Origin of the sequence: Pseudomonas sp. SWRI81 (assembly GCF_014268545.1) — a bacterium.
Lineage (GTDB): Bacteria > Pseudomonadota > Gammaproteobacteria > Pseudomonadales > Pseudomonadaceae > Aquipseudomonas > Aquipseudomonas hamedanensis.
Genome location: NZ_JABWQS010000046.1, coordinates 25,643 through 47,920, shown reverse-complemented (window position 1 = coordinate 47,920; position 22,278 = coordinate 25,643). Strand labels below are relative to the sequence as shown.

The window sequence follows — 22,278 nt, the reverse complement described above, 5'->3', positions numbered from 1 at the left end:
GCCCTGATGAAAAACCAGAGCGAATACCAATCGAAAGGGGGAGTTATGGCTTGATGACAACCATAGAATCTCCCACAATGGGTTTTGTGTCGAACCGTCAGATTTGCGACGTTCCCCATCCCCGCCACACCTTCACTTGTCCCCACCCCCTCGCCCGTGTAGAAAGCTCCTTCCAGAATTTCGCACAAGGACTTTCGATGAAGGCGTTGCCATGGCTCTATCTCGCGCTTCTCGGCCTCGGTTACGGACTGGCCCTGAGCTACGGCCAGCTCGGCTGGCTGGCACTGATCTCTGTCGGGCTTTTGTTATTCGCCGCGTTCGCTGTGCGCCAGCAACAGGTGCCGGTTGCGCGTTGGCTCGGCCATGGCCTGTTTATCGTGCTGGCTCTCGCGCTGGCGATGCACTGGCTGCCAGGTTTCGCCAACGGTCGCGCCATCGACCCGCAACGTTTCACGGACGATGCTGTGCCATTCGCGATGTACCTCAACCTCGACAAACCGCTGATTGGCTTCTGGCTGTTGCTGGTCTGCCCGTGGATTGTCGCGCGACGTTCGTTGCGCCTGAGCGTCTATGCCACCGCCCTCGCCCTGACCCTGAGCGCGGTCCTCGCCCTCGGCGGCGCATTGTTGCTCGGCGTGATCACTTGGGCGCCGAAGTGGCCTGATCAGGCCTGGCTGTGGGTGCTGAACAATCTGCTGCTGGTGACGCTGGTCGAGGAGGCGCTGTTTCGCGGCTATCTACAGGGCGGACTCAGCCGTCGCCTCAAGCACCTGCCCTACGGCGACAACCTCGCGCTGCTGTCGGCTTCGCTGTTGTTTGGCCTGGTGCACGCCGGCGCCGGCTGGACCTGGGTGTTGCTGGCGGGACTGGCCGGGGTCGGCTATGGTCTGGCCTACCGTTTCGGCGGACTGGGCGCGGCGATCGCCACGCATTTCGGCCTGAATCTGCTGCACTTCGGTCTTTTCACCTATCCGATGCTGGCCAGTTGATGCAAGCGCCGTTTTGCGACGGCCTACTTAAATCTGAAAAAAAACTTCAATAAAAACCTGTCAGCGCCGACAACCTTTCAAAGCCTTGCGGATTGAAAAACCATGCGTAACAACCAGCCCATTACACAACGCGAGCGGACCTTTCCAGCTCAGCAACGGTTGATTTCCACCACCGATGCCAAGGGCGTGATCACCTACTGCAACGACGCGTTTGTCGAGATCAGCGGGTTTTCGCGGGAGGAACTGATCCGCGCGCCGCACAATCTGGTCCGTCACCCTGACGTGCCGTCGGCGGTGTTTTCGCACATGTGGGGCACACTGAAACAAGGCTTGCCATGGATGGGCATTGTCAAGAATCGCTGCAAATCCGGTGACCACTATTGGGTTAACGCCTATGTCACACCGGTGTTTGACGGCAGCCAGGTGATCGGTTACGAATCGGTGCGTGTCAAGCCCACCGCCGAGCAGATCCGCCGCGCCGAAGCGCTCTACCAACGCATCAATCAGGGCAAGTCGGCGATTCCTTCGACGGACAAATGGCTGCCGATCCTGCAGGACTGGCTGCCGTTCATTCTGGTCAGCCAGTTGAGCTTCATGATCGGCGCGACGCTGAACTCGCAGTGGGGCTTCGCCCTCGCCGCCGGTTTGTCGGTGCCGCTGGGCCTGATGGGCCTGCAATGGCAACAGCGCGGACTCAAGCGTCTGCTGCGCCTGGCCGAGCAGACCACCTCTGACCCGCTGATCGCGCAGATGTACACCGACAGCCGTGGCGCGCAGGCGCGTCTGGAAATGTCGATCCTCAGCCAGGAAGCCCGCCTGAAAACCTGCCTGACCCGTCTGCAGGACACCGCCGAACACTTGACCGATCAGGCCAAGCAGTCCGACGCCCTGGCGCACAACAGCTCGACCGGCCTGGAACGCCAGCGCGTGGAAACCGAACAGGTCGCTACCGCCGTCAACCAGATGGCCGCCACCACCCAGGAAGTCGCCAGCCACGTGCAACGCACCGCTGACGCCACCCAGGAAGCCAATCGCCTGACCGGCCGCGGCCGCGACATCGCTGGCGAAACCCGCGAAGCCATTCAGCGCCTGTCCGTGGTCGTCGGTGAAACCGGCCTGACCGTGACGCAACTGGCCAAGGACAGCGACGAAATCGGCGGCGTGGTCGACGTGATCAAAGGCATCGCCGACCAGACCAACCTGCTCGCCCTCAACGCCGCCATCGAAGCCGCGCGTGCCGGTGAAATGGGCCGTGGTTTTGCCGTCGTGGCTGACGAAGTTCGCCAACTGGCGCAACGCACCAGCGAATCCACCGGGCAGATCCATGCCTTGATCGCCAAGCTGCAACAGACAGCGTCGAGCGCCGTGCAAACCATGGAAGCCGGGCATCGCCAGGCCGAAGAAGGCGTAGCGCGGGTATTGGAAGCGGATCAGGCACTGGTCGGCATCAGCGAAGCGGTCGCCAACATCACCGACATGACCACCCAGATCGCCGCGGCGACCGAAGAGCAAAGTGCGGTGGCTGAAGAAATCAGCCGCAACATCAGCAATATTTCGGAGTTGGCGGATCAGACCTCGGAACAGGCGCATAACTCGGCGTTGCTGAGTGAAGAGCTGACCAAGACTGCGAATACACAGTATTCGTTGGTGGCGCGGTTTAACCGCTGACAGCAAAAGATCGCAGCCTTCGGCAGCTCCTACAGATAATCGATGTAGGAGCTGCCGCAGGCTGCGATCTTTTAACCTTGAAAGCCCGGACGGCGAAAGCTGCCCGGTTTTTTTTGGTTCCGGGATTGCTGACGTCTGGCAGACCGCTATCGCGAGCAGGCTCACTCCTACACTGGATCTGCGGTGGCCACCCATTATGTGTCCGGCCACGGCCTCCTGTAGGAGTGAGCCTGCTCGCGATAAGGCCTTTTATACCTCACAAGATCATCACTCCATGTCCAGTCGCTTCCGAGCATTCTCGAGCAAGCATCCGCTCATGGTTTTTTCGCAATCACACCCGCCATGTATCCATGCAAATCACGAAAAATCCTTAACGCTCCAGATATGCGCCGGGATCTTCACGCCGTTCTCCTGCAAGTTTTTCGGTATTAGATTGCCGTTCGGGCGCAGGAATTCGATCGCCACGATAGTGGCACATTAATAGCCGCTACCCCTTCAGAATTCCTGCATGCGGACGACAACCTCCGCAAATCCATTCCTTGTTATGAGTCCTTCATGAAGAAGTTCGCTGTCCTGATGTTCGCCGTTCTGTTCCTGGCCGGATGCGCCAACCAGAAATTCAAGCCCGAATACCGTACCCAGATCCACACCGTGAAAATCCTCCCGGTGTCATGGAAACCCCGGGAAATGAGCTATATGGGCCGCGAACAAGCATGGGGCGCCGCCATTGGCGCGGGCGTCGGCACCGGCGTAGGGCTGGCGGCGGGCGCTGGCAAAATCGGTACGGCGGCACTCGGCGGTGCCGGTTTTGCCGCTGGTTTGAAGGCCGGCGACCTGGCCTCCATGTCGACTGTCGATGCGATTCTGTACAACATGGAAACCGCCAACATCAACCTCGGCGACTTGGTGAAAAAGAGCTTCGAAGAAAAACTCGCCGCCAGCGGCCGCTTCAAAATCGTCGGCGACAACGAACCAGCGGACGCGCAGATTGAACTGACCGTATTCAACTGGGGCTTCGCCCTGACCCAAGGCTTCAGCAGCGTGGTTTACCCGACCATCGCGGTCAACGGTGTGATGAAGCGCGGCGACGAGTTGATCTGGCAGCGCAACGAGCCGATCACCGCGTTTAACGGCGCCAACACCTACGGTTATGAGCCGCTGCGCTATCGCACCGAACCGGAACTGGTACGCACCGCGTTGACCGGTGTTTCACAGATTGTCGGCGACTATCTGGTCAAGGATTTGAACGAGTAAGGGTGATGGCGCTGCGCTGAGCCCAAGCAGGGTTATATGAATCGTAATGCCTCTTTCAATCGATCCCCCGGAGAGTTCTGTGCAGCGCATCATTCTTTGCATCAGCACATCGCTGCTGGCCGCTTGCGTCACCCAGCCCAAAAATACCGACCGCCAGGCAGTGTTGCTGGCCCAGCCGTTGACGCCCAACAGCCTGATGCGTGAAGGCGAAGTCATCAACTTTCAGGTGATCGAGCCGCGCGATCCGCAATCCGTGGTGGTACAGCGCTTCCAGTACTCGGCGGCCTGCAACACGGCGCAGATCAAAATTTGTGGAGTCTGGCAAGCCGCCATCGCGAGCAGGCTCACTCTTACAGTTGATCTGCGGTGATCGCAGATTTTGTGCCTGATCACGATCCCCTATAGGAGCGAGCCTGCTCGCGAAGAGGCCTTCCCTGCCGACGACGACCTCACTCAAGCAATGCAGACACTGCCTACAACTCGCCCAGAATGCGCCGACTGGTGCTCGCTGAGGCTAGGTTCTATCGTTTGCCGGTCAAAACTTATTCACATAAGCTGGTCAGCATGAATACACATCCTTCGGAGGCTCCGATGGCCACCACCCGAAAAACCGACAAACCCAGCAAAAAGGAAGTTCGCGAAGAACTGACATTCCTTGATGTTCGGCAAGCCGCGCGTGATGGGCAGAAAGTGTTCGATAAATTTGTGATCACTGGCAGGCTACTCATTACCGAGTAAATCAAAAAGATCGCAGCCTTCGTCGGCTTTTGCACGGTAACTGTAGGAGCCGCCGATTGCTGCGATCTTTAGATCTTGGAAGCCCGGACGGCGAAAGCTGTCAGGGCTTTTTGTTTTGATCTGAAATAGTGGGGTCTGGCAAGCCGCCATCGCGAGCAGGCGAAGGCCTACATTGGGTTTGCGGCGACCACAGATTGTGTGCCTGATCACGATCCCTGTAGGAGCGAGCCTGCTCGCGAAGAGGCCATAACAGCCAGCGAAATTACTGCGGCAACTTCAGCTTGTCCAACAGTCGATTGACCAACAGTTCGTTGAGCATGATCACTTGTTGCAGCGCAAGCAGTGGTTTGCGTTCCGGGCCGCCTATTGAATTGGCGATGTTGCCGGCCATGGCGTGGGCGTATGAAAGCGACTCGCAGGCCTCGATCAACAGGGTCTCGTCATCCAGCGAGGGATCGACAACATAGACGGGGCGATATTTTGGCGAACCTGGCGGTGCTGCCAGGTCTTCGGGCCGGAGGTAGTAATCGAGGGCGCGGTCGGTGGCTTCTTTGACTTTTTGCGGGTCGAGCGCGCGGTCGTGGGGGATTGGCGGGTTGGGGGTTACTTTGAACATAGATGAAGCTCCATATCGAAGAAATAGGAGCCATCACCCTCGCTACCAAACGACGGGTGGCGGCCATGCGCGGGTTGGTAGACCGGTCGATACGGAAACCCGGCGCTCACGAATGAGCCCCACGCATGTCCACCATATAAAACGCAGCCGCAAAAAGAGGCTGAATAAGGTGGCGCCATACGGCGGTACCGAAGCGGGCTACCAAACCCGATCACTGAGTTTGTCAGTGACGGAGAAACGATATAGCCAACCTCATAGCCGCGTAAGCCGGCGGATTCTGGCGTACGCGTAGGCAACGGCGCAAGGAGTTGTAGCCTGGATGGCGTAACGGATCGTGTAGTTTAAACGTGGTTATTTGATGATGTTTAAGTGCTGGGATTGCCTTTGACAGTCAGATGGCTTGATGTCGTCTGGAAGAGAGCTTTCGCGAGCAGGCTCGCTCCCACAGTTGAGCCGGGTACGTCAGTGAGGGATTGGTTGGCGCGGATGCCGCCATCGCTGGCAAGCCAGCTCCCACAGGGATTTGGTCCAACCGGTGGATATTGGTCGGTTGTCAGCGCGCTTTCGCGTGCAGGCTCGCTTCCACAGTTTTTGGCTGCATTGATATTGATGTCTCGATGCAGGACCTAGTGTGGGAGCGGGCTTGCTCGCGAAGGCGGTGTGTCAGGCAACCGAGAGGTTGGCTGTGCAGGCCTCTTCGCGAGCAAGCCCGCTCCCACAGGGATTGAGTACAACCGGTAGCGACTGGTCGGCTGTCAGGCCGCCTTCGCGAGCAGGCTCGCTCCCACAAAAGCAAAGCAGCGCAGCTGCCCGCGGCGAAGCCGCCCCACTCAACAATGAGCGTTAGCTCGAGTAAAGCTTTTGATCTTGATCCACGGGCGACTTCGGAAGGCTGAGCGCAGGGATTGATCCGGGCGTGGGAGCGCAGCGACCGTCTGGCGCAGCCAGACACAGCGGAAGGAGGTGCAGCGAAGCAAACCGGAGCCGCTGCGCCCGGATCGATCCCGGAGCGAAGGAACCCCGAGCCTAAGCGAGCGGGCCGAACGTAGGAGCAAGCCTTTTTGGTTACTTTTTCGGCGTCTGGAAAAAGTGACCCGCCGTAAGGGCGGAACCCTAAGTGGCCCTTACCGCAGCAACGGATATACACCCGAAAAATCAACGAAAAAAACAAGCCACCGCCTGCGCGGCGCTAGCCAAATGCTGTTCATGGGTAAACCCGGAAACCTTCAACGGCTTCAAATCATGATCACCTGCCGCCAGCCAAGTCACCTCAATACTCGGTGACAAGCTGTAAGCCGCAACCGCCTCACGATTACCCAGCGCATCCCGCTCCCCCTGCACAATCAACGTCCGCGTACGCAACGAAGCCAAATGCTCAACCCGCGGCTTCTCCGGCTTCCCCACCGCATAAAACGGATACCCCAGACACACCAACGCATCCACCCCCAACTCATCCGCCACCAAACTGGCCATCCGCCCGCCCATCGACTTGCCGCCAATCGCCAAAACCCCAGCGACATGACGCCGCACTTCGCCATACACCTCCCGCCAGCAATCCTGCAATTTCGGCGCAGGATTCGGCGGACGCTTAACCCCATCCACGCGCCGCTGCGCCATATACGGAAACTCAAAACGCACTACGTTGATACCCAGCGCAGCAAGACGCCCAGCCATATCCGACATCCAGTCACTGTCCATCGGCGCCCCCGCCCCGTGCGCCAGAATCAGAGTCGCACAAGCCTCACCAACAGCGGCGTCCCACAGCCACCCATGATCACGCACACACTGCGCCCATTGATCCCCGTCAATACTGGCCTTGTGCTGTTTGTCCATGCTTGCCTCGCTTTTAGTCTGCCTATAACTCCAGACGAAGGATTCGCGCCGTTCGCGCGCTCACTTCGGCTGAACCGTGGATGGGGAACCATGAACACTTCTATCAGTACCGCCTACAACTACAAGGTGGTCCGCCAATTCGCCATTATGACGGTGGTGTGGGGCATCGTCGGCATGGGCCTCGGGGTTTTTCTCGCGGCGCAATTGGTCTGGCCCGAACTCAACTTCAATTTGCCTTGGACCAGTTTCGGCCGTCTGCGCCCGCTGCACACCAACGCGGTGATCTTCGCCTTCGGTGGCTGCGCGCTGTTCGCCAGTTCTTTCTACTCGGTACAACGCACCTGCCAGACGCAATTGTTTGCACCAAAAATCGCCGCGTTCTGCTTCTGGGGCTGGCAACTGGTGATTCTGCTGGCGGCGATCAGCCTGCCGCTGGGTTACACCAGTTCCAAGGAATACGCCGAGCTGGAATGGCCGATCGACATTCTGATCACCATCGTCTGGGTCGCTTACGCGGTCGTGTTTTTCGGCACGATCATGCAGCGCAAGACCAAGCACATCTACGTGGGCAACTGGTTTTTCGGCGGGTTCATCATCACCGTGGCGATTCTGCACATCGTCAACAACCTTGAGTTGCCGGTGAGTTTCACTAAATCCTACTCGCTGTACGCCGGCGCAACCGACGCCATGGTGCAGTGGTGGTACGGCCACAACGCCGTGGGCTTTTTCCTCACCGCAGGCTTCCTCGGCATGATGTATTACTTCGTGCCGAAACAGGCCGAGCGGCCGGTGTATTCGTATCGCCTCTCAATCGTGCACTTCTGGGCGCTGATCACCCTGTACATCTGGGCCGGTCCGCACCACTTGCACTACACCGCGCTGCCGGACTGGGCGCAGTCGCTGGGCATGGTGATGTCGCTGATTCTGCTGGCGCCGAGCTGGGGCGGCATGATCAACGGCATGATGACCCTCTCGGGCGCCTGGCATAAGTTGCGCAGCGACCCGATCCTGCGCTTCCTCGTGGTGTCGCTGGCGTTCTACGGCATGTCGACCTTCGAAGGGCCGATGATGGCCATCAAGACTGTGAACGCCCTCTCCCACTACACCGACTGGACCATCGGCCACGTACACGCCGGCGCCCTCGGCTGGGTGGCGATGATCTCAATCGGCGCGCTGTATCACATGATTCCGAAAATCTTCGGCCGTGCGCAGATGCACAGCATCGGTCTGATCAACGCGCACTTCTGGCTCGCGACCATCGGCACCGTACTTTATATCGCCTCGATGTGGGTCAACGGCATTGCCCAGGGCCTGATGTGGCGCGCGGTCAACGAGGACGGCACGCTGACGTACTCCTTCGTTGAAACCCTGGTGGCCAGCCATCCGGGCTTTGTCGTGCGACTGGTCGGCGGGGCGATTTTCCTGAGTGGCATGTTGCTGATGGCTTACAACACCTGGCGCACCGTGCGGGCCTCGCAGCCTGCTGACGTCGTTGCTGCCGCGCAGATGGCCTGAGGAGTCCGCCATGAAACACGAAACGATTGAAAAGAACGTCGGCCTGCTGATGCTGCTGATGGTGTTCGCCGTGAGCATCGGCGGCCTGACCCAGATCGTCCCGCTGTTCTTCCAGGACGTCACCAACAAACCGGTGGAAGGCATGAAGCCCTACACCGCGCTGCAACTGGAAGGTCGCGACATCTATATCCGCGAAGGCTGCGTCGGTTGCCACTCGCAGATGATCCGCCCGTTCCGCGCCGAAACCGAGCGCTACGGGCACTATTCGGTGGCCGGCGAAAGCGTCTGGGATCACCCGTTCCTGTGGGGTTCGAAACGCACCGGGCCGGACCTTGCCCGCGTGGGTGCGCGCTACTCGGATGACTGGCACCGCGCGCACTTGTACAACCCGCGCAACGTGGTGCCGGAATCGAAGATGCCGGCCTACCCGTGGCTGGTCACGCAGGCGGTCGACAGCAGCCACACCGAAACCAAGCTGAAAACCATGCGCACCCTCGGCGTGCCGTACACCGACGACGACATCAGCGGCGCGGTCGCCAGCCTCAAGGGCAAGACTGAAATGGACGCGCTCGTCTCCTACCTGCAAGTGCTCGGCACTGCGATCAAGAGCAAGAGGTGAGCACGATGATCATTGAAATGAGTGCAGGCCTGATCCGCGGCCTCGGCACGGTCGTGGTGTTTGTCGCGTTTGTCGGTTTGACCCTGTGGGTGTTCAACCGCAAGCGCACCCCGGAATTCGCCGAAGCGCGCCTGCTGCCGTTTGCCGACGAACCCCAACCCGAAACAATTTCCGCCCCTGAAACAAGGAGTACCCGGCCATGACCACCTTCTGGAGTACGTGGATCTGCGTACTGACCATTGGCAGCCTGATCGGCCTGACCTGGCTGCTGATCGGCACGCGCCGGGGCGAGACCAAGGGCAGCGTCGACCAGACCATGGGCCACAGCTTCGACGGCATCGAGGAGTACGACAACCCGCTGCCGCAGTGGTGGTTCATGCTGTTCGCCGGGACGCTGGTGTTCTCGGTGGGCTATCTGATTCTGTATCCGGGCCTGGGCAACTGGAAAGGTATCCTGCCGGGTTACGAGGACGGCTGGACCGGCGTGCACGAATGGGAAAAGGAAATGAACAAGGCCGACGCACGGTTCGGGCCGATCTTCGCCAAGTTCGCGGCGATGCCGCTGGAAGACGTGGCCAAGGATCCGCAGGCGCTGAAAATGGGCGGTCGCCTGTTCGCTTCCAACTGCTCGGTGTGCCACGGCTCGGATGCCAAGGGCGCGTTCGGTTTCCCTAACCTCGCCGACAGCGAATGGCGCTGGGGCGGCGACCCCGAGACCATCAAGACCACGATCATGGGCGGGCGGATGGCGGCAATGCCGGCCTGGGGCGACGTGCTTGGCGAGGCCGGAGTGAAGAACGTTGCCGCGTATGTGCGCCATGAACTGGCCGGCCTGCCGCTGCCCGCCGACAGCAAGGCGGACCTGCAAGCCGGGCAACAGGCGTTCAGCACCACTTGCGTAGCTTGTCATGGCGCCACCGGCCAGGGCACGCCCGCCATGGGCGCGCCAAACCTGACCCATCCGGCAGGCTTCATTTATGGCACCAGTCTGACCCAACTGGAACAGACCATTCGCCATGGTCGCCAGGGCCACATGCCAGCGCAGAATGAATTGCTGGGCAACGATAAAGTGCAATTGCTTGCCGCTTATGTGTACAGCCTTTCGAAAACTAGTGAGCAATTGAGCGGCAAGCTTCAAGCTGAAAGCTCCAAGTAAAATCAACATATTTGTATACAATTCTGCAAGCGACTTGAACCTACTTGTCGCTTGCAGCTTACAGCTCCTAGCTGCTTCTTTTTGTCGCACCCCTTGCAACCTCTCCTTTCGAATCCCCGGAATCGGGTCTACGCTTCATCGAAGCGGACCGGCCAGCGTCGGTTTTCAGATCAATCCCGAGCGATGCGTTCGATGAACCGGTTGACAGATTCGCCGCAAACGCTGATGGATAACGGCTGTTGCGCCGATTGCGCTTCATCCCCCGATCACGACGCATGAAGATGGACCGTCGACCGCGATCCGCAGCGCTGGTTTTTTTCGCTCGGTGCGACATTTTGTCAGAGGTCATTTTTGACCCTACGCGGCGCATGGAAAGGCCGCAGAATCAGCGTTGGAAAGCATTGACCCAGGTCATGGCGCGTTGCAATGACCCCCTGCTCTCTGCATACTTGCGGCCGATTTTAATCCTAATAAAACACCCAAACCGTGGAACCTTAGAATGAGCACAGCAATCAGTCCGACTGCTTATAACTATAAGGTAGTCCGCCAGTTCGCCATCATGACGGTGGTCTGGGGGATCCTTGGCATGGGGCTCGGTGTCTTCATTGCCTCGCAACTGGTCTGGCCGGAATTGAACTTCGGTCTGCCGTGGACGAGCTTTGGACGCTTGCGCCCGTTGCACACAAACCTGGTGATTTTTGCCTTCGGTGGTTGTGCACTGTTCGCCACTTCCTACTATGTCGTGCAGCGAACCTGCCAGACGCGACTGATTTCCGACAGCCTCGCGGCCTTCACGTTCTGGGGCTGGCAAGCGGTCATCGTCGGCGCAATCATTACCTTGCCGCTGGGTTACACCACCACCAAGGAATACGCCGAACTGGAATGGCCGCTGGCCATTTTGCTGGCCATTGTCTGGGTCACCTACGGTCTGGTGTTCTTCGGCACCATCACCAAGCGCAAAACCAGGCACATCTATGTCGGCAACTGGTTCTACGGTGCGTTCATCGTCGTGACGGCGATGCTGCACATCGTCAACCACATGTCGCTGCCGGTCAGCCTGTTCAAGTCGTACTCGGCTTATTCGGGCGCCACCGACGCAATGATTCAGTGGTGGTACGGCCATAACGCGGTGGGCTTTTTCCTCACCACCGGTTTCCTCGGGATGATGTACTACTTCGTGCCGAAACAGGCCGAACGTCCGATTTATTCCTATCGTTTGTCGATCGTGCACTTCTGGGCGCTGATCACCCTGTACATCTGGGCCGGCCCGCACCACCTTCACTACACCGCCCTGCCGGACTGGGCACAATCGCTGGGCATGGCGATGTCGATCATCCTGCTGGCGCCAAGCTGGGGCGGCATGATCAACGGCATGATGACCCTCTCGGGCGCCTGGCATAAGCTGCGCACCGACCCGATCCTGCGTTTCCTCGTGGTGTCGCTGGCGTTCTACGGCATGTCGACCTTTGAAGGTCCGATGATGGCGATCAAGACCGTCAATTCGCTCTCGCACTACACCGACTGGACCATCGGCCACGTACACGCCGGCGCGCTCGGCTGGGTAGCGATGATCTCGATCGGCGCGATCTACCACATGATCCCGAAACTGTTCGGCCGTGCACAGATGCACAGCACCGGGCTGATCAACGCGCACTTCTGGCTCGCCACTATCGGCACCGTGCTCTACATCGCCTCGATGTGGGTCAACGGCATCACTCAGGGTCTGATGTGGCGCGCCATCAACGATGACGGCACCCTCACCTACTCGTTCGTCGAAGCGCTGCAGGCCAGCCACCCGGGCTTCATCGTCCGTGCGCTGGGCGGTGCGTTCTTCGCCAGCGGCATGCTGCTGATGGCGTACAACGTGTACCGCACCGTACGTGCGTCGGACCCGGTTGAAGCCGAAGCCGCCGCCAAGATCGCCGTCGTTGGAGCTCACTGATGAAGCATGAAGCTGTCGAGAAGAATATTGGCCTGTTGGCCTTCTTCATGGTGATCGCCGTCAGCGTCGGTGGTCTGACCCAAATTGTTCCGCTGTTCTTCCAGGACGTCACCAATAAGCCGGTCGAGGGCATGAAGCCACGCTCGGCGCTGGAACTGGAAGGCCGCGACGTCTACATCGCCAACGGTTGTGTCGGCTGCCACTCGCAGATGATCCGTCCGTTCCGCGCTGAAACCGAACGCTATGGCCACTATTCGGTTGCCGGTGAAAGCGTCTGGGACCACCCGTTCCTGTGGGGTTCCAAACGTACCGGCCCGGACCTGGCCCGTGTGGGCGGTCGTTACTCCGATGACTGGCAGCGTGCGCACTTGTACAACCCGCGCAACGTGGTGCCTGAGTCGAAAATGCCGGCTTACCCGTTCCTCGTGGAAAACAAGCTCGACGGCAAGGAAACCGCGAAAAAAATGGAAGTCTTGCGCACACTCGGCGTGCCTTACACCGACGAAGACATCGCCGGTGCACAGGATGCCGTGAAGGGCAAAACCGAAATGGACGCGCTGGTGGCCTATCTGCAAGGCCTGGGCACCATCATCAAAAGCAAACGGTGAATCTGATGGATATCGGGATGATTCGAGGCCTGGGCACCGTTGTCGTGATGGTGGCCTTTATCGGTCTGGCGTTGTGGGTGTTCAGCCCCAAGCGCAAGTCGGAGTTTGAAGACGCGACCTTGCTGCCTTTTGCGGATGATCCCGAAGCCATCAAGCACGTCGAGCAAGCTTCTAGGAGTAACAAAGAATGACTACATTCTGGAGTCTGTACGTCACAGTCCTCAGTCTCGGTACGATCTTCGCCCTGACCTGGCTGCTGCTGTCGACCCGCAAGGGCCAGCGCAGCGAACAGACGGACGAGACGGTCGGCCACTCCTTCGACGGGATCGAGGAGTACGACAACCCGCTGCCGAAATGGTGGTTCATGCTGTTCGTCGGCACCATCATTTTTGCCTTGGGTTACCTGGTGCTGTATCCAGGCCTGGGCAACTGGAAGGGCCTGCTGCCGGGCTACAACTACCTCGATACGGAAAAGCAGACCGCGTTCGCCAACGGTCAGACCGGCTGGACCGGCGTGCACGAATGGGAAAAGGAAATGGCGCGTTCGGACGCCAGGTTCGGTCCGATCTTCGCCAAGTTCGCCGCCATGCCGATCGAAGAAGTCGCCAAGGATCCGCAAGCACTGAAAATGGGCGGCCGTCTGTTCGCCTCCAACTGCTCCGTGTGCCACGGTTCCGACGCCAAGGGCGCCTACGGTTTCCCCAACCTGACCGACGCCGACTGGCGCTGGGGCGGTGAGCCGGAAACCATCAAGACCACCATCATGGGCGGCCGTCACGCGGTGATGCCGGCATGGGCGGAGGTGATCGGTGAGCAAGGCGTGGCTGATGTCGCGGCTTATGTAGTGACCAACCTGGATGGCCGCAAGCTGCCGGAAGACGCCAAGGCCGACCCGGCCAACGGCCAGAAACTGTTCGCCGCCAACTGCGTGGCCTGCCACGGCCCGGCCGGCAAAGGCACGCCAGCGATGGGCGCACCTGACCTGACCCATCCGGGCGCGTTCATTTACGGATCGAGCTTCGCGCAACTGCAGCAGACCATCCGCTACGGCCGTCAGGGCCAGATGCCGGCGCAGGAACAACTGCAGGGTAACGACAAGGTTCACTTGTTGGCGGCGTATGTGTATAGCCTTTCCCACGGCGAAAAAGCACCGGAGGCGGAGGCCGAGTAAAGCCTGCGCCTGAAGCAATACGAGACGGCCCCGCCAATGGGAATTGGCGGGGCCGTTTTGTTTGAGCAGAAGCATCAAGCGGTTTGCGCGTAAAGGCGATACTGGATACCTTCAATCCCGCAATAATTCAGAGGAGAACAATCATGGATAACCGATCAGAGCAAATGCCGGCACAAAGGAAGCGGAACACAAAAACCGATGAGAAAGGGTTAGGCGCCGAACTCCCTGAACAGGTGCCAGTGCCTTGCACACTAGTGCAAATAGCAAATATCGCCGACTTGTTACGCATGCCAGAGAACGACATCGATTTCTTTGTTGAGCGTGGATTAATCTTCACCAGGCAAGCGTTTGACTGATCCGCTTGTCCCAAAAGTTCGACCATACTTCATAAGTCAATTGATCCAAGTCACTACACCATCAATTGGTTTTCCCCAACGCGACCAAAGGTCGCACCCTTGAGCCAGAGCTGCAGGCGTATCATTGCGCCACTGCAACAGCCCTTTTTGACCTTGGTTGGCACGTATCGACCGAGGCATTTTTCCACTGCCGTGGGATGCAATGATGAGCAATCAGATTCCGGTACACGACGTCACGCCGCCGAGTAAAAACCCGAGCAACAGCGTCGATCTTTACGCCTCACGAGAAAAAATCTACACCCGCGCCTTCACCGGCCTGTTCCGCAATCTGCGGATGCTTGGCGGTGCGGCGCTGTTTCTGTTGTATTTCGGCACGGTGTGGCTGAACTGGGGCGGCCACCAGGCGGTGTGGTGGAACCTGCCGGAGCGTAAGTTCTTCATCTTCGGCGCTACGTTCTGGCCGCAGGATTTCATCCTGCTCTCGGGCCTGTTGATCATTGCCGCGTTCGGCCTGTTCTTCATCACCGTGTATGCCGGTCGCGTCTGGTGTGGCTACACCTGCCCGCAAAGCGTGTGGACGTGGATTTTCATGTGGTGCGAGAAAGTCACCGAGGGCGACCGCAACCAGCGCATCAAGCTCGACAAGGCGCCGATGAGCGCGAATAAATTCATGCGCAAACTGGCCAAGCACTCGCTGTGGCTGCTGATCGGTTTTGTCACCGGCATGACCTTCGTCGGTTACTTCTCGCCGATCCGCGAGCTGGTCATCGAGTTCTTCACCGGCCAGGCCGATGGCTGGTCGTATTTCTGGGTCGGTTTTTTCACCCTCGCCACGTACGGCAATGCCGGTTGGTTGCGTGAGCAGGTGTGCATCTACATGTGTCCTTACGCGCGCTTTCAGAGCGTGATGTTCGACAAGGACACGCTGATCGTTTCCTACGACCCGCGCCGTGGCGAAAGCCGTGGCCCGCGCAAGAAAGGCGTCGACTACAAGGCCCTGGGTCTGGGCGATTGCATTGACTGCACGATGTGCGTGCAGGTCTGCCCGACCGGCATCGACATCCGCGACGGCCTGCAGATCGAGTGCATTGGCTGCGCGGCGTGCATCGATGCCTGCGACAGCATCATGGACAAGATGGACTACCCGCGCGGGCTGATCAGCTACACCACCGAACACAACCTGTCCGGGCAGAAAACCCATAAACTGCGGCCACGCCTGATCGGCTATGCGCTGGTGTTGCTGGCGATGATCAGTCTGTTGGTCGCCGCGTTCTTCATGCGTTCGCTGGTCGGTTTCGACGTCAGCAAGGACCGCGTGCTGTACCGCGAAAACGCCGAAGGCCGGATCGAAAACGTCTACAGCCTGAAGATCATGAACAAGGATCAGCACGATCATACCTACGTGCTGGAAGCTGAGGGCCTGCCGGACCTGCGCCTGCAAGGCAAGCGCGAGATCAAGGTTGCCGCCGGAGATATCGTCAGCATGCCGGTCGAGTTGTCGAGCGCACCGGAGCAACTGCCATCGAGCACCAACGAGGTGAAATTCATCCTCAAGGACGCCGATGACGACAGCGTTCACGTTGAAGCCAAGAGCCGATTCATCGGCCCACAAATCCGTTGAGAGAACTGCACATGCCCGCTGCAAACGCTGCAAGTCCTTGGTACAAGCACCTCTGGCCATGGATCATCATCGCGATTCTGGCCTGCTCGGTGACCCTGACCCTGTCCATGGTGACGATTGCGGTCAACAACCCGGACAATCTGGTCAACGACAACTATTACGAAGCAGGCAAAGGCATCAACCGTTCGCTGGACCGCGAGTTGCTGGCGCAGAACCTGAAGATGCGCGCCAACTTGCACCTGGACGGCGTCACCGGCGAAGTCGACGTGCGCCTGAGCGGTGACAGCCAGCCGCAAACCCTGGAGTTGAATCTGATATCGCCAACCCAGCCGGAGAAGGACCGCAAGATCGTCCTGACCCGCAGCGACAGTGAAACCGGGCGCTACATCGGCCAACTCGGTGACAAGGTCGAGGGACGTCGGTTTGTCGAACTGCTCGGCAGTCAGGATGACCACGTGTGGCGTATGTTTGAAGAAGAACTGGTCAGCCATGACAAGGATCTGCTGCTCGGTGATGAGCCGCTGCAGGGCGCGGAAGATCTGAAGAAATAAGCCTGCCATTGTGGCGAGGGAGCTTGCTCCCGCCGGGGGCGCGAAGTGCCCCTGAAATTGGCTTCCTGGCTCATTCAGGCATAGTGAGTCTGCTGCTTTGCGACTGCTTCGCCGTCGAGCGGGAGCAAGCTCCCTCGCCACAATAGATTTCCATGGCAACAGAAATGACCACCCCACTTCCCTGCTACCACTGCGCCCTGCCCGTCCCGTCCGGCAGCCGCTTCACCGCCGTCGTACTCGGGCAGTCCCGCGAATTCTGCTGCCCGGGCTGTCAGGCCGTGGCCGAAGCCATCGTCGCCGGCGGTCTGGAAAGCTACTACCTGCATCGCAGCGAAGCCTCGGCCAACCCCGAAGCGCTGCCGGTGCAACTGAGCGATGAACTGGCGCTGTACGACCGCGCCGACGTGCAACAACCCTTCGTCCGCCACGAAGGCGATCTGGCCGAAACCACTCTGTTGATGGAAGGCATCAGTTGCGCTGCCTGTGGCTGGCTGATCGAGAAACACCTGCGCACGCTGCCGGCGGTCGCCGAGGCGCGACTGAACCTGTCCAACCATCGTCTGCACGTCAGCTGGGCCGACGCGCAATTGCCGCTGAGCCAGTTGCTCGCCGAACTGCGCCATATCGGCTACGCCGCCCATCCCTACCAAGCCGACCGCGCCAGCGAACAACTGGCCAGCGAGAATCGCCTGGCCCTGCGCCAGCTCGGCGTCGCCGGGTTGCTGTGGTTCCAGGCGATGATGGCGACGATGGCCACCTGGCCGGAATTCAACATTGACCTCAGTCCCGAACTGCACACGATCCTGCGCTGGGTCGCGCTGTTTCTGACCACGCCGATCGTGTTCTACAGCTGCGCACCGTTCTTCAAAGGCGCGATGCGCGATTTGCGCACCCGTCACCTGACCATGGATGTGTCCGTTTCTCTGGCGATCGGCAGCGCTTATATCGCTGGGATCTGGACGTCGATCACCGGGGTTGGCGAGCTGTACTTCGATGCGGTCGGCATGTTCGCGCTGTTTCTTTTGGCCGGGCGTTATCTGGAACGCCGCGCCCGCGAACGCACCGCCGCCGCCACCGCGCAACTGGTAAATCTGTTGCCGGCCTCGTGCCTGCGTCTTGATGCGAACGGCCAGAGCGAACGCATCCTGCTCAGCGAGCTGCGCCTGGGCGAGCGGATTCTGGTGCAGCCCGGCTCGATTCTGCCGGCTGACGGCAAAATCATCGACGGCCAGTCCAGCATCGACGAATCGCTGCTGACCGGCGAATACCTGCCGCAGCCACGAACCTTTGGCGATGCGGTGACTGCCGGCACGCTCAACGTCGAAGGCGCATTGACCGTGCAAGTGCAGGCGTTGGGACAGGACACGCGCCTGTCCGCAATTGTCCGCCTGCTCGACCGCGCCCAGGCGGAAAAACCACGTCTGGCAGAAATCGCCGACCGCGCCGCGCAATGGTTTCTGTTGCTGTCGCTGATTGCAGCGGCGGCCATCGGCCTGTTGTGGTGGCAGCTGGATGCTTCGCGGGCGTTCTGGATCGTCCTCGCCATGCTGGTCGCGACCTGCCCCTGCGCGCTGTCGCTGGCGACGCCAACCGCACTCACCGCCGCCACCGGCACGCTGCACAAACTCGGCCTGCTGTTGACCCGCGGCCATGTGCTTGAAGGCCTCAATCAAATCGATACGGTGATTTTCGACAAGACCGGCACCCTGACCGAAGGCCGTCTGGTCCTGCGCTCGATTCGCCCGCTAGGTGGCCTCGACAGCGATCAATGCCTGAGCCTTGCCGCCGCCCTGGAAAACCGTTCGGAACACCCGATTGCCCGGGCGTTCGGCCGCGCCCCGCTGGCCGCTGAAGAAGTCCACAGCACGCCGGGGCTGGGTCTGGAAGGCGTGGTGGACGGCCAGCGTTTGCGCATCGGCCAGGCAGCATTTGCCTGCGCCCCGAGCGGCGCGCCGGTGCCGTTGATGCCCGATGAAGCCGGGCAATGGTTGCTGCTCGCGGACACTGACGGCCCGCTGGCCTGGTTCGTCCTCGACGATCGCTTGCGCGACGACGCCCCCGCCCTGCTCGCGGCGTGCAAGGCACGTGGCTGGCGCACACTGCTGTTGTCCGGGGACAGTTCGCCGATGGTCGCCAGTGTCGCCGCCGAACTGGGCATTGATGAGGCCCGCGGCGGCTTGCGCCCGGATGACAAACTGCAAGTGCTGCAGCAACTGCACCAGCAGGGTCGCAAAGTGCTGATGCTCGGCGACGGCGTCAACGATGTGCCGGTGCTCGCCGCTGCGGACATCAGCGTGGCGATGGGTTCGGCCACCGATCTGGCGAAAACCAGCGCCGACGCGGTGCTGCTGTCCAACCGCCTCGACGCCTTGGTGCAAGCCTTCAGCCTGGCGCGACGTACCCGCCGGGTGATCATCGAGAACCTGTTGTGGGCCGCGCTGTACAATGGCCTCATGTTGCCGTTCGCCGCCCTCGGCTGGATCACTCCGGTTTGGGCCGCCGTCGGCATGTCGATCAGTTCGCTGACCGTGGTGCTCAACGCCCTGCGCCTGACTCGCGTGCCGGGCGCGCCAGCCGCGCGCACCTCGTCAGAAACCCGCCCATTGCCGGCCTGAGCCGCACGGGCCTGGAGTACAGATGCCAGCTCTCTACGTGATGATCCCCGCGGCCCTGCTGATCGTGGCCATCGCCGTGTACATCTTCTTCTGGGCGGTGGACAGCGGCCAGTACGACGACCTCGACGGCCCTGCCCACAGCATCCTCTTCGACGACCAAGACCCGAACCACACCGCTGCGGTGGACGAAGCCAACGCCGGCAAACCGGACGACAAGGCGCCACCCCATGCTTGAACTGGCGCCGTTACTGGTCTCGGCGCTGATCCTCGGCCTGCTCGGCGGCGGCCATTGTCTGGGCATGTGCGGCGGGTTGATGGGCGCCCTGACCCTGGCGATTCCCAAGGAACAGCGCAGCCGACGCTTTCGCTTGTTGCTGGCCTACAACCTGGGGCGGATTCTCAGTTATGCCACGGCAGGGTTGTTGATCGGGCTGGCCGGCTGGGCGCTGGCAAACAGCCCGGCGGCGTTGTTCATGCGGGTAGTGGCCGGGTTGCTGCTGATCGCGATGGGCTTGTATCTCGCGGGTTGGTGGAGCGGCCTCACGCGCATCGAATCCCTCGGGCGGGGGTTGTGGCGCTATATCCAGCCCGTGGCGAATCGCTTGCTGCCGGTGTCGAGTGTGCCGCGCGCCCTGCTGCTCGGCGCGTTGTGGGGCTGGCTGCCGTGCGGGCTGGTTTACAGCACGTTGTTGTGGAGCGCGAGTCAGGGCAATGCGCTGGACAGTGCGTTGCTGATGCTCGCGTTTGGTCTCGGCACCTGGCCGGTGCTGCTGGCCACCGGGCTGGCGGCTGAACGGGTCACGGCGATCCTGCGCAAACGCAGCGTACGCATGGCTGGCGGGTTGCTGGTCATCCTTTTTGGCCTCTGGACGCTGCCTGGGCCGCATCAGCATTGGTTGATGGGCCACTGATTATTCTGTGGCGAGGGGATTCATCCCCGTTCGGCTGCGCAGCAGTCGTAAATCGGTCTACAAAGTATGACTGGAGAAAAGAAGGGGGCGCTTCGCGCCCCAACGGGGATGAATCCCCTCGCCACAGGGACACTTCCGAGCACTGTTGATGCAAATCAACAGCCCCATCGCCGCACCCCGATAGACTCGCCACACTGCCAGCCTATCCGGGGGGAATGCCCGCATGCTCGACGCCATTCGTTGGGACACCGATTTGATCCGCCGCTATGACCTGGCGGGGCCGCGCTACACCTCGTATCCGACGGCCGTGCAATTTCACGGTCAGGTCGGCACCTTCGACCTGTTCCACGCCCTGCGCGACAGCCGCAAAGCCCTGCGGCCGTTGTCGCTTTATGTGCATGTGCCGTTCTGCGCAAACATCTGCTACTACTGCGCCTGCAACAAAGTCATCACCAAGGATCGCGGCCGTGCACAGCCGTATCTGCAACGGCTCGAGCAGGAAATCCAGCTGGTCGCCTGCCACCTCGACCCCGCGCAGACAGTCGAGCAGCTACATTTCGGCGGCGGTACCCCGACTTTTCTCAGCCACGACGAACTGCGCCAATTGATGGCGCACTTGCGCAAGCACTTCAATCTGCTGGAGGACGACTCTGGCGATTACGGCATCGAGATCGACCCGCGTGAAGCCGACTGGTCGACCATGGGCCTGTTGCGTGAACTGGGTTTCAACCGCGTCAGCATCGGCCTGCAAGACCTCGACCCGGCGGTGCAGCGTGCGGTCAATCGTCTGCAAAGCCTGGAGGAGACTCGGGCAGTGATCGACGCAGCGCGCACGTTGCAATTTCGCTCGATCAACATTGATTTGATCTACGGCTTGCCGAAGCAGACTCCAGACAACTTCGCCCGCACTGTCGACGAAGTCATCAGCCTGCAACCGGACCGGCTCTCGGTGTTCAACTATGCGCATCTGCCGGAACGCTTCATGCCGCAGCGGCGCATCAACAGCAGCGAGTTGCCGAGCCCGGCGCAAAAACTGGAGATGTTCCAGCGCACCATTGAACAGCTCACGACCGCCGGCTATCGCTACATCGGCATGGACCACTTCGCCCTGCCCGACGACGAACTGGCGATCGCCCAGGAAGAAGCCACCCTGCAACGCAACTTCCAGGGTTACACCACCCACGGTCATTGCGACCTGATTGGCCTGGGGGTTTCGGCAATCAGCCAGATCGGCGATCTGTACTGCCAGAACAGCAGCGATCTCAACGCCTATCAAAACACCCTCGCCAGCGCGCAACTGGCCACCAGTCGCGGCCTGGTGTGCAACGCCGACGATCGCCTGCGCCGCGCGGTGATCCAACAACTGATCTGTAACTTCAGGCTGGAATTCGCCACCATCGAACAGCAATTTAACGTCGATTTTCAGGGCTATTTCGGCGCGCTATGGCCGCAACTGCAGAGTATGGCCGAGGATGGCCTGATCAGACTCGAACGCGAACGCATCGAGGTGTTGCCGGCCGGACGCCTGCTGGTGCGCTCGGTGTGCATGGTGTTCGATGCCTACCTTGAGCAGCAGAACCGCCAGCGCTTCTCGCGAGTAATCTAGGGCTTGGTCAGGAGCGAGCCGACCTTGAAGTTTTGATCCGGGGTCAACGCCGACTGATTCATCACCTTGGACAGGGCAAGGTTGGCGGTGATCAGGCCACTGCTCAAGGCTGCGATGGCACCGCGCAGCGCGGCGAGCTTGTTGGTTTTTTCTTCATTGGACAGGGTCTTGTCGGACATCACAGCCGCCATGCGGGCTTTTTTCTCGACAATCTCTTTTTGTATTTTGCGGATCATTTTCAGCAACTGCTGGATGTTCTCCGGCAAGCCACTGTTGTCGATATCGCTGTTTTCGCCGCCGACCGCGGCAGATTTTGCAATGGCAGCACCGGACAGCGACACTTTGACGCCCTCGACCAAGGTCGGGGTTGCCTGCGTTGAAGAGTCGGCGTCGCGGTCAACGGCAGAGTCATTATTCAGACCCTCCGGCAACGCCGCAACGCCATGATTACCGGGGTTCAGCGTGCCAATGGCGCTCATCGAATCCTTCCTTCCGTGCGTTCTGATACC

23 protein-coding genes and 1 pseudogene are annotated in these 22,278 nt (G+C 60.2%); 20 read left to right on the top strand and 4 right to left on the bottom strand.

Translation table 11 applies throughout. The features are described 5' to 3' along the window. Positions 1-197 precede the first annotated feature (197 nt). Together HU765_RS22765 and HU765_RS22760 are read left to right on the top strand one after the other, a co-directional pair. Positions 198-989: a CPBP family intramembrane glutamic endopeptidase gene (locus HU765_RS22765; protein WP_186623116.1), complete on the top strand. Its 792-nt coding sequence runs from the start codon at positions 198-200 to the stop codon at positions 987-989. Between the two features lie 102 nt (positions 990-1,091). Then, positions 1,092-2,657, top strand: coding sequence for a PAS domain-containing methyl-accepting chemotaxis protein (locus HU765_RS22760; RefSeq protein WP_186623115.1), 1,566 nt, complete (start codon positions 1,092-1,094; stop codon positions 2,655-2,657). A 314-nt stretch (positions 2,658-2,971) separates the two neighbouring features. Here HU765_RS22760 and HU765_RS26940 read toward each other — a convergent pair. Then, positions 2,972-3,125, bottom strand: a pseudogene (locus HU765_RS26940) (cytochrome C); the annotation flags it as partial. A gap of 87 nt (positions 3,126-3,212) precedes the next feature. Between HU765_RS26940 and HU765_RS22755 the strand changes: the two are divergent. From HU765_RS22755 to HU765_RS22745, 3 genes are all read left to right on the top strand, one after another. Next, positions 3,213-3,911 (top strand): hypothetical protein, encoded by a 699-nt coding sequence (locus tag HU765_RS22755; RefSeq protein ID WP_093102949.1) that lies wholly within the window; start codon positions 3,213-3,215, stop codon positions 3,909-3,911. Positions 3,912-3,990: 79 nt separating this feature from the next. Further along, on the top strand, positions 3,991-4,281 hold the full coding sequence (locus tag HU765_RS22750) for a hypothetical protein (RefSeq protein WP_186623114.1): 291 nt from the start codon (positions 3,991-3,993) through the stop codon (positions 4,279-4,281). Positions 4,282-4,502: 221 nt separating this feature from the next. Further along, positions 4,503-4,649, top strand: coding sequence for a hypothetical protein (locus HU765_RS22745; protein WP_186623113.1), 147 nt, complete (start codon positions 4,503-4,505; stop codon positions 4,647-4,649). Between the two features lie 262 nt (positions 4,650-4,911). On the opposite strand, the gene HU765_RS22740 is transcribed toward HU765_RS22745, so the two are convergent. Together HU765_RS22740 and HU765_RS22735 are read right to left on the bottom strand one after the other, a co-directional pair. After that, complete coding sequence (locus HU765_RS22740) at positions 4,912-5,265, bottom strand: hypothetical protein (protein WP_186623112.1); 354 nt, start codon at positions 5,263-5,265, stop codon at positions 4,912-4,914. 1,155 nt (positions 5,266-6,420) lie between these two features. Beyond that, a complete protein-coding gene (locus HU765_RS22735; RefSeq protein WP_186623111.1) occupies positions 6,421-7,098 on the bottom strand; it encodes an alpha/beta family hydrolase in 678 nt (225 codons plus the stop codon). Between the two features lie 90 nt (positions 7,099-7,188). Between HU765_RS22735 and ccoN (HU765_RS22730) the strand changes: the two genes are divergently transcribed. The 15 genes from ccoN (HU765_RS22730) (at position 7,189) to hemN (ending at position 21,769) form a co-directional block, all read left to right on the top strand. Beyond that, entirely contained in the window at positions 7,189-8,613 is a 1,425-nt protein-coding gene (gene ccoN / locus HU765_RS22730) for a cytochrome-c oxidase, cbb3-type subunit I (RefSeq protein WP_186623110.1), read from the top strand. A 10-nt stretch (positions 8,614-8,623) separates the two neighbouring features. After that, positions 8,624-9,232 (top strand): cytochrome-c oxidase, cbb3-type subunit II, encoded by a 609-nt coding sequence (ccoO, locus tag HU765_RS22725; RefSeq protein WP_003223389.1) that lies wholly within the window; start codon positions 8,624-8,626, stop codon positions 9,230-9,232. A gap of 5 nt (positions 9,233-9,237) precedes the next feature. Continuing rightward, entirely contained in the window at positions 9,238-9,435 is a 198-nt protein-coding gene (locus HU765_RS22720; protein ID WP_186623109.1) for a cbb3-type cytochrome c oxidase subunit 3, read from the top strand. Beyond that, complete coding sequence (gene ccoP, locus HU765_RS22715) at positions 9,432-10,388, top strand: cytochrome-c oxidase, cbb3-type subunit III (protein ID WP_186623108.1); 957 nt, start codon at positions 9,432-9,434, stop codon at positions 10,386-10,388. Before HU765_RS22720 ends, ccoP (HU765_RS22715) begins: the two co-directional genes overlap by 4 nt. Before the next feature lie 499 nt (positions 10,389-10,887). Beyond that, complete coding sequence (gene ccoN / locus HU765_RS22710; protein WP_186623107.1) at positions 10,888-12,330, top strand: cytochrome-c oxidase, cbb3-type subunit I; 1,443 nt, start codon at positions 10,888-10,890, stop codon at positions 12,328-12,330. Next, a complete protein-coding gene (ccoO, locus tag HU765_RS22705) occupies positions 12,330-12,938 on the top strand; it encodes a cytochrome-c oxidase, cbb3-type subunit II (RefSeq protein WP_007917161.1) in 609 nt (202 codons plus the stop codon). The genes ccoN (HU765_RS22710) and ccoO (HU765_RS22705) overlap by 1 nt, the downstream gene beginning before the upstream one ends. A gap of 5 nt (positions 12,939-12,943) precedes the next feature. After that, a complete protein-coding gene (locus tag HU765_RS22700; RefSeq protein WP_003175465.1) occupies positions 12,944-13,129 on the top strand; it encodes a CcoQ/FixQ family Cbb3-type cytochrome c oxidase assembly chaperone in 186 nt (61 codons plus the stop codon). After that, positions 13,126-14,109, top strand: coding sequence for a cytochrome-c oxidase, cbb3-type subunit III (gene ccoP, locus HU765_RS22695; protein WP_186550963.1), 984 nt, complete (start codon positions 13,126-13,128; stop codon positions 14,107-14,109). The genes HU765_RS22700 and ccoP (HU765_RS22695) overlap by 4 nt, the downstream gene beginning before the upstream one ends. 143 nt (positions 14,110-14,252) lie before the next feature. Beyond that, positions 14,253-14,465, top strand: coding sequence for a hypothetical protein (locus HU765_RS22690; RefSeq protein ID WP_186623106.1), 213 nt, complete (start codon positions 14,253-14,255; stop codon positions 14,463-14,465). A gap of 205 nt (positions 14,466-14,670) precedes the next feature. Then, a complete protein-coding gene (ccoG, locus tag HU765_RS22685) occupies positions 14,671-16,086 on the top strand; it encodes a cytochrome c oxidase accessory protein CcoG (protein WP_186623105.1) in 1,416 nt (471 codons plus the stop codon). An 11-nt stretch (positions 16,087-16,097) separates the two neighbouring features. Then, a complete protein-coding gene (locus HU765_RS22680) occupies positions 16,098-16,637 on the top strand; it encodes a FixH family protein (RefSeq protein WP_186623104.1) in 540 nt (179 codons plus the stop codon). Positions 16,638-16,801: 164 nt separating this feature from the next. Then, positions 16,802-19,252, top strand: coding sequence for a heavy metal translocating P-type ATPase (locus tag HU765_RS22675; protein ID WP_186623103.1), 2,451 nt, complete (start codon positions 16,802-16,804; stop codon positions 19,250-19,252). A 22-nt stretch (positions 19,253-19,274) separates the two neighbouring features. Further along, on the top strand, positions 19,275-19,487 hold the full coding sequence (ccoS, locus tag HU765_RS22670) for a cbb3-type cytochrome oxidase assembly protein CcoS (protein WP_039763029.1): 213 nt from the start codon (positions 19,275-19,277) through the stop codon (positions 19,485-19,487). Further along, entirely contained in the window at positions 19,480-20,163 is a 684-nt protein-coding gene (locus HU765_RS22665) for a sulfite exporter TauE/SafE family protein (protein ID WP_186550958.1), read from the top strand. Before ccoS ends, HU765_RS22665 begins: the two co-directional genes overlap by 8 nt. Before the next feature lie 223 nt (positions 20,164-20,386). Next, positions 20,387-21,769 (top strand): oxygen-independent coproporphyrinogen III oxidase, encoded by a 1,383-nt coding sequence (gene hemN, locus HU765_RS22660; RefSeq protein WP_186623101.1) that lies wholly within the window; start codon positions 20,387-20,389, stop codon positions 21,767-21,769. On the opposite strand, the gene HU765_RS22655 is transcribed toward hemN, so the two are convergent. After that, positions 21,766-22,248 carry a hypothetical protein gene (locus HU765_RS22655; protein ID WP_186550956.1) on the bottom strand — a complete coding sequence of 161 codons (483 nt, stop codon included), beginning with the start codon at positions 22,246-22,248 and terminating at the stop codon, positions 21,766-21,768. The genes hemN and HU765_RS22655 overlap by 4 nt on opposite strands. Positions 22,249-22,278: the final 30 nt, after the last annotated feature.

Bases quoted from the DNA above. Each gene is read 5' to 3' on its own strand.
- HU765_RS22765 (WP_186623116.1), top strand. From the start codon at position 198: ATGAAGGCGTTGCCATGGCTCTATCTCGCGCTTCTCGGCCTCGGTTAC.
- HU765_RS22760 (WP_186623115.1), top strand. From the start codon at position 1,092: ATGCGTAACAACCAGCCCATTACACAACGCGAGCGGACCTTTCCAGCT.
- HU765_RS22755 (WP_093102949.1), top strand. From the start codon at position 3,213: ATGAAGAAGTTCGCTGTCCTGATGTTCGCCGTTCTGTTCCTGGCCGGA.
- HU765_RS22745 (WP_186623113.1), top strand. From the start codon at position 4,503: ATGGCCACCACCCGAAAAACCGACAAACCCAGCAAAAAGGAAGTTCGC.
- HU765_RS22740 (WP_186623112.1), bottom strand. From the start codon at position 5,265: ATGTTCAAAGTAACCCCCAACCCGCCAATCCCCCACGACCGCGCGCTC.
- HU765_RS22735 (WP_186623111.1), bottom strand. From the start codon at position 7,098: ATGGACAAACAGCACAAGGCCAGTATTGACGGGGATCAATGGGCGCAG.
- ccoN (WP_186623110.1), top strand. From the start codon at position 7,189: ATGAACACTTCTATCAGTACCGCCTACAACTACAAGGTGGTCCGCCAA.
- ccoO (WP_003223389.1), top strand. From the start codon at position 8,624: ATGAAACACGAAACGATTGAAAAGAACGTCGGCCTGCTGATGCTGCTG.
- HU765_RS22720 (WP_186623109.1), top strand. From the start codon at position 9,238: ATGATCATTGAAATGAGTGCAGGCCTGATCCGCGGCCTCGGCACGGTC.
- ccoP (WP_186623108.1), top strand. From the start codon at position 9,432: ATGACCACCTTCTGGAGTACGTGGATCTGCGTACTGACCATTGGCAGC.
- ccoN (WP_186623107.1), top strand. From the start codon at position 10,888: ATGAGCACAGCAATCAGTCCGACTGCTTATAACTATAAGGTAGTCCGC.
- ccoO (WP_007917161.1), top strand. From the start codon at position 12,330: ATGAAGCATGAAGCTGTCGAGAAGAATATTGGCCTGTTGGCCTTCTTC.
- HU765_RS22700 (WP_003175465.1), top strand. From the start codon at position 12,944: ATGGATATCGGGATGATTCGAGGCCTGGGCACCGTTGTCGTGATGGTG.
- ccoP (WP_186550963.1), top strand. From the start codon at position 13,126: ATGACTACATTCTGGAGTCTGTACGTCACAGTCCTCAGTCTCGGTACG.
- HU765_RS22690 (WP_186623106.1), top strand. From the start codon at position 14,253: ATGGATAACCGATCAGAGCAAATGCCGGCACAAAGGAAGCGGAACACA.
- ccoG (WP_186623105.1), top strand. From the start codon at position 14,671: ATGAGCAATCAGATTCCGGTACACGACGTCACGCCGCCGAGTAAAAAC.
- HU765_RS22680 (WP_186623104.1), top strand. From the start codon at position 16,098: ATGCCCGCTGCAAACGCTGCAAGTCCTTGGTACAAGCACCTCTGGCCA.
- HU765_RS22675 (WP_186623103.1), top strand. From the start codon at position 16,802: ATGACCACCCCACTTCCCTGCTACCACTGCGCCCTGCCCGTCCCGTCC.
- ccoS (WP_039763029.1), top strand. From the start codon at position 19,275: ATGCCAGCTCTCTACGTGATGATCCCCGCGGCCCTGCTGATCGTGGCC.
- HU765_RS22665 (WP_186550958.1), top strand. From the start codon at position 19,480: ATGCTTGAACTGGCGCCGTTACTGGTCTCGGCGCTGATCCTCGGCCTG.
- hemN (WP_186623101.1), top strand. From the start codon at position 20,387: ATGCTCGACGCCATTCGTTGGGACACCGATTTGATCCGCCGCTATGAC.
- HU765_RS22655 (WP_186550956.1), bottom strand. From the start codon at position 22,248: ATGAGCGCCATTGGCACGCTGAACCCCGGTAATCATGGCGTTGCGGCG.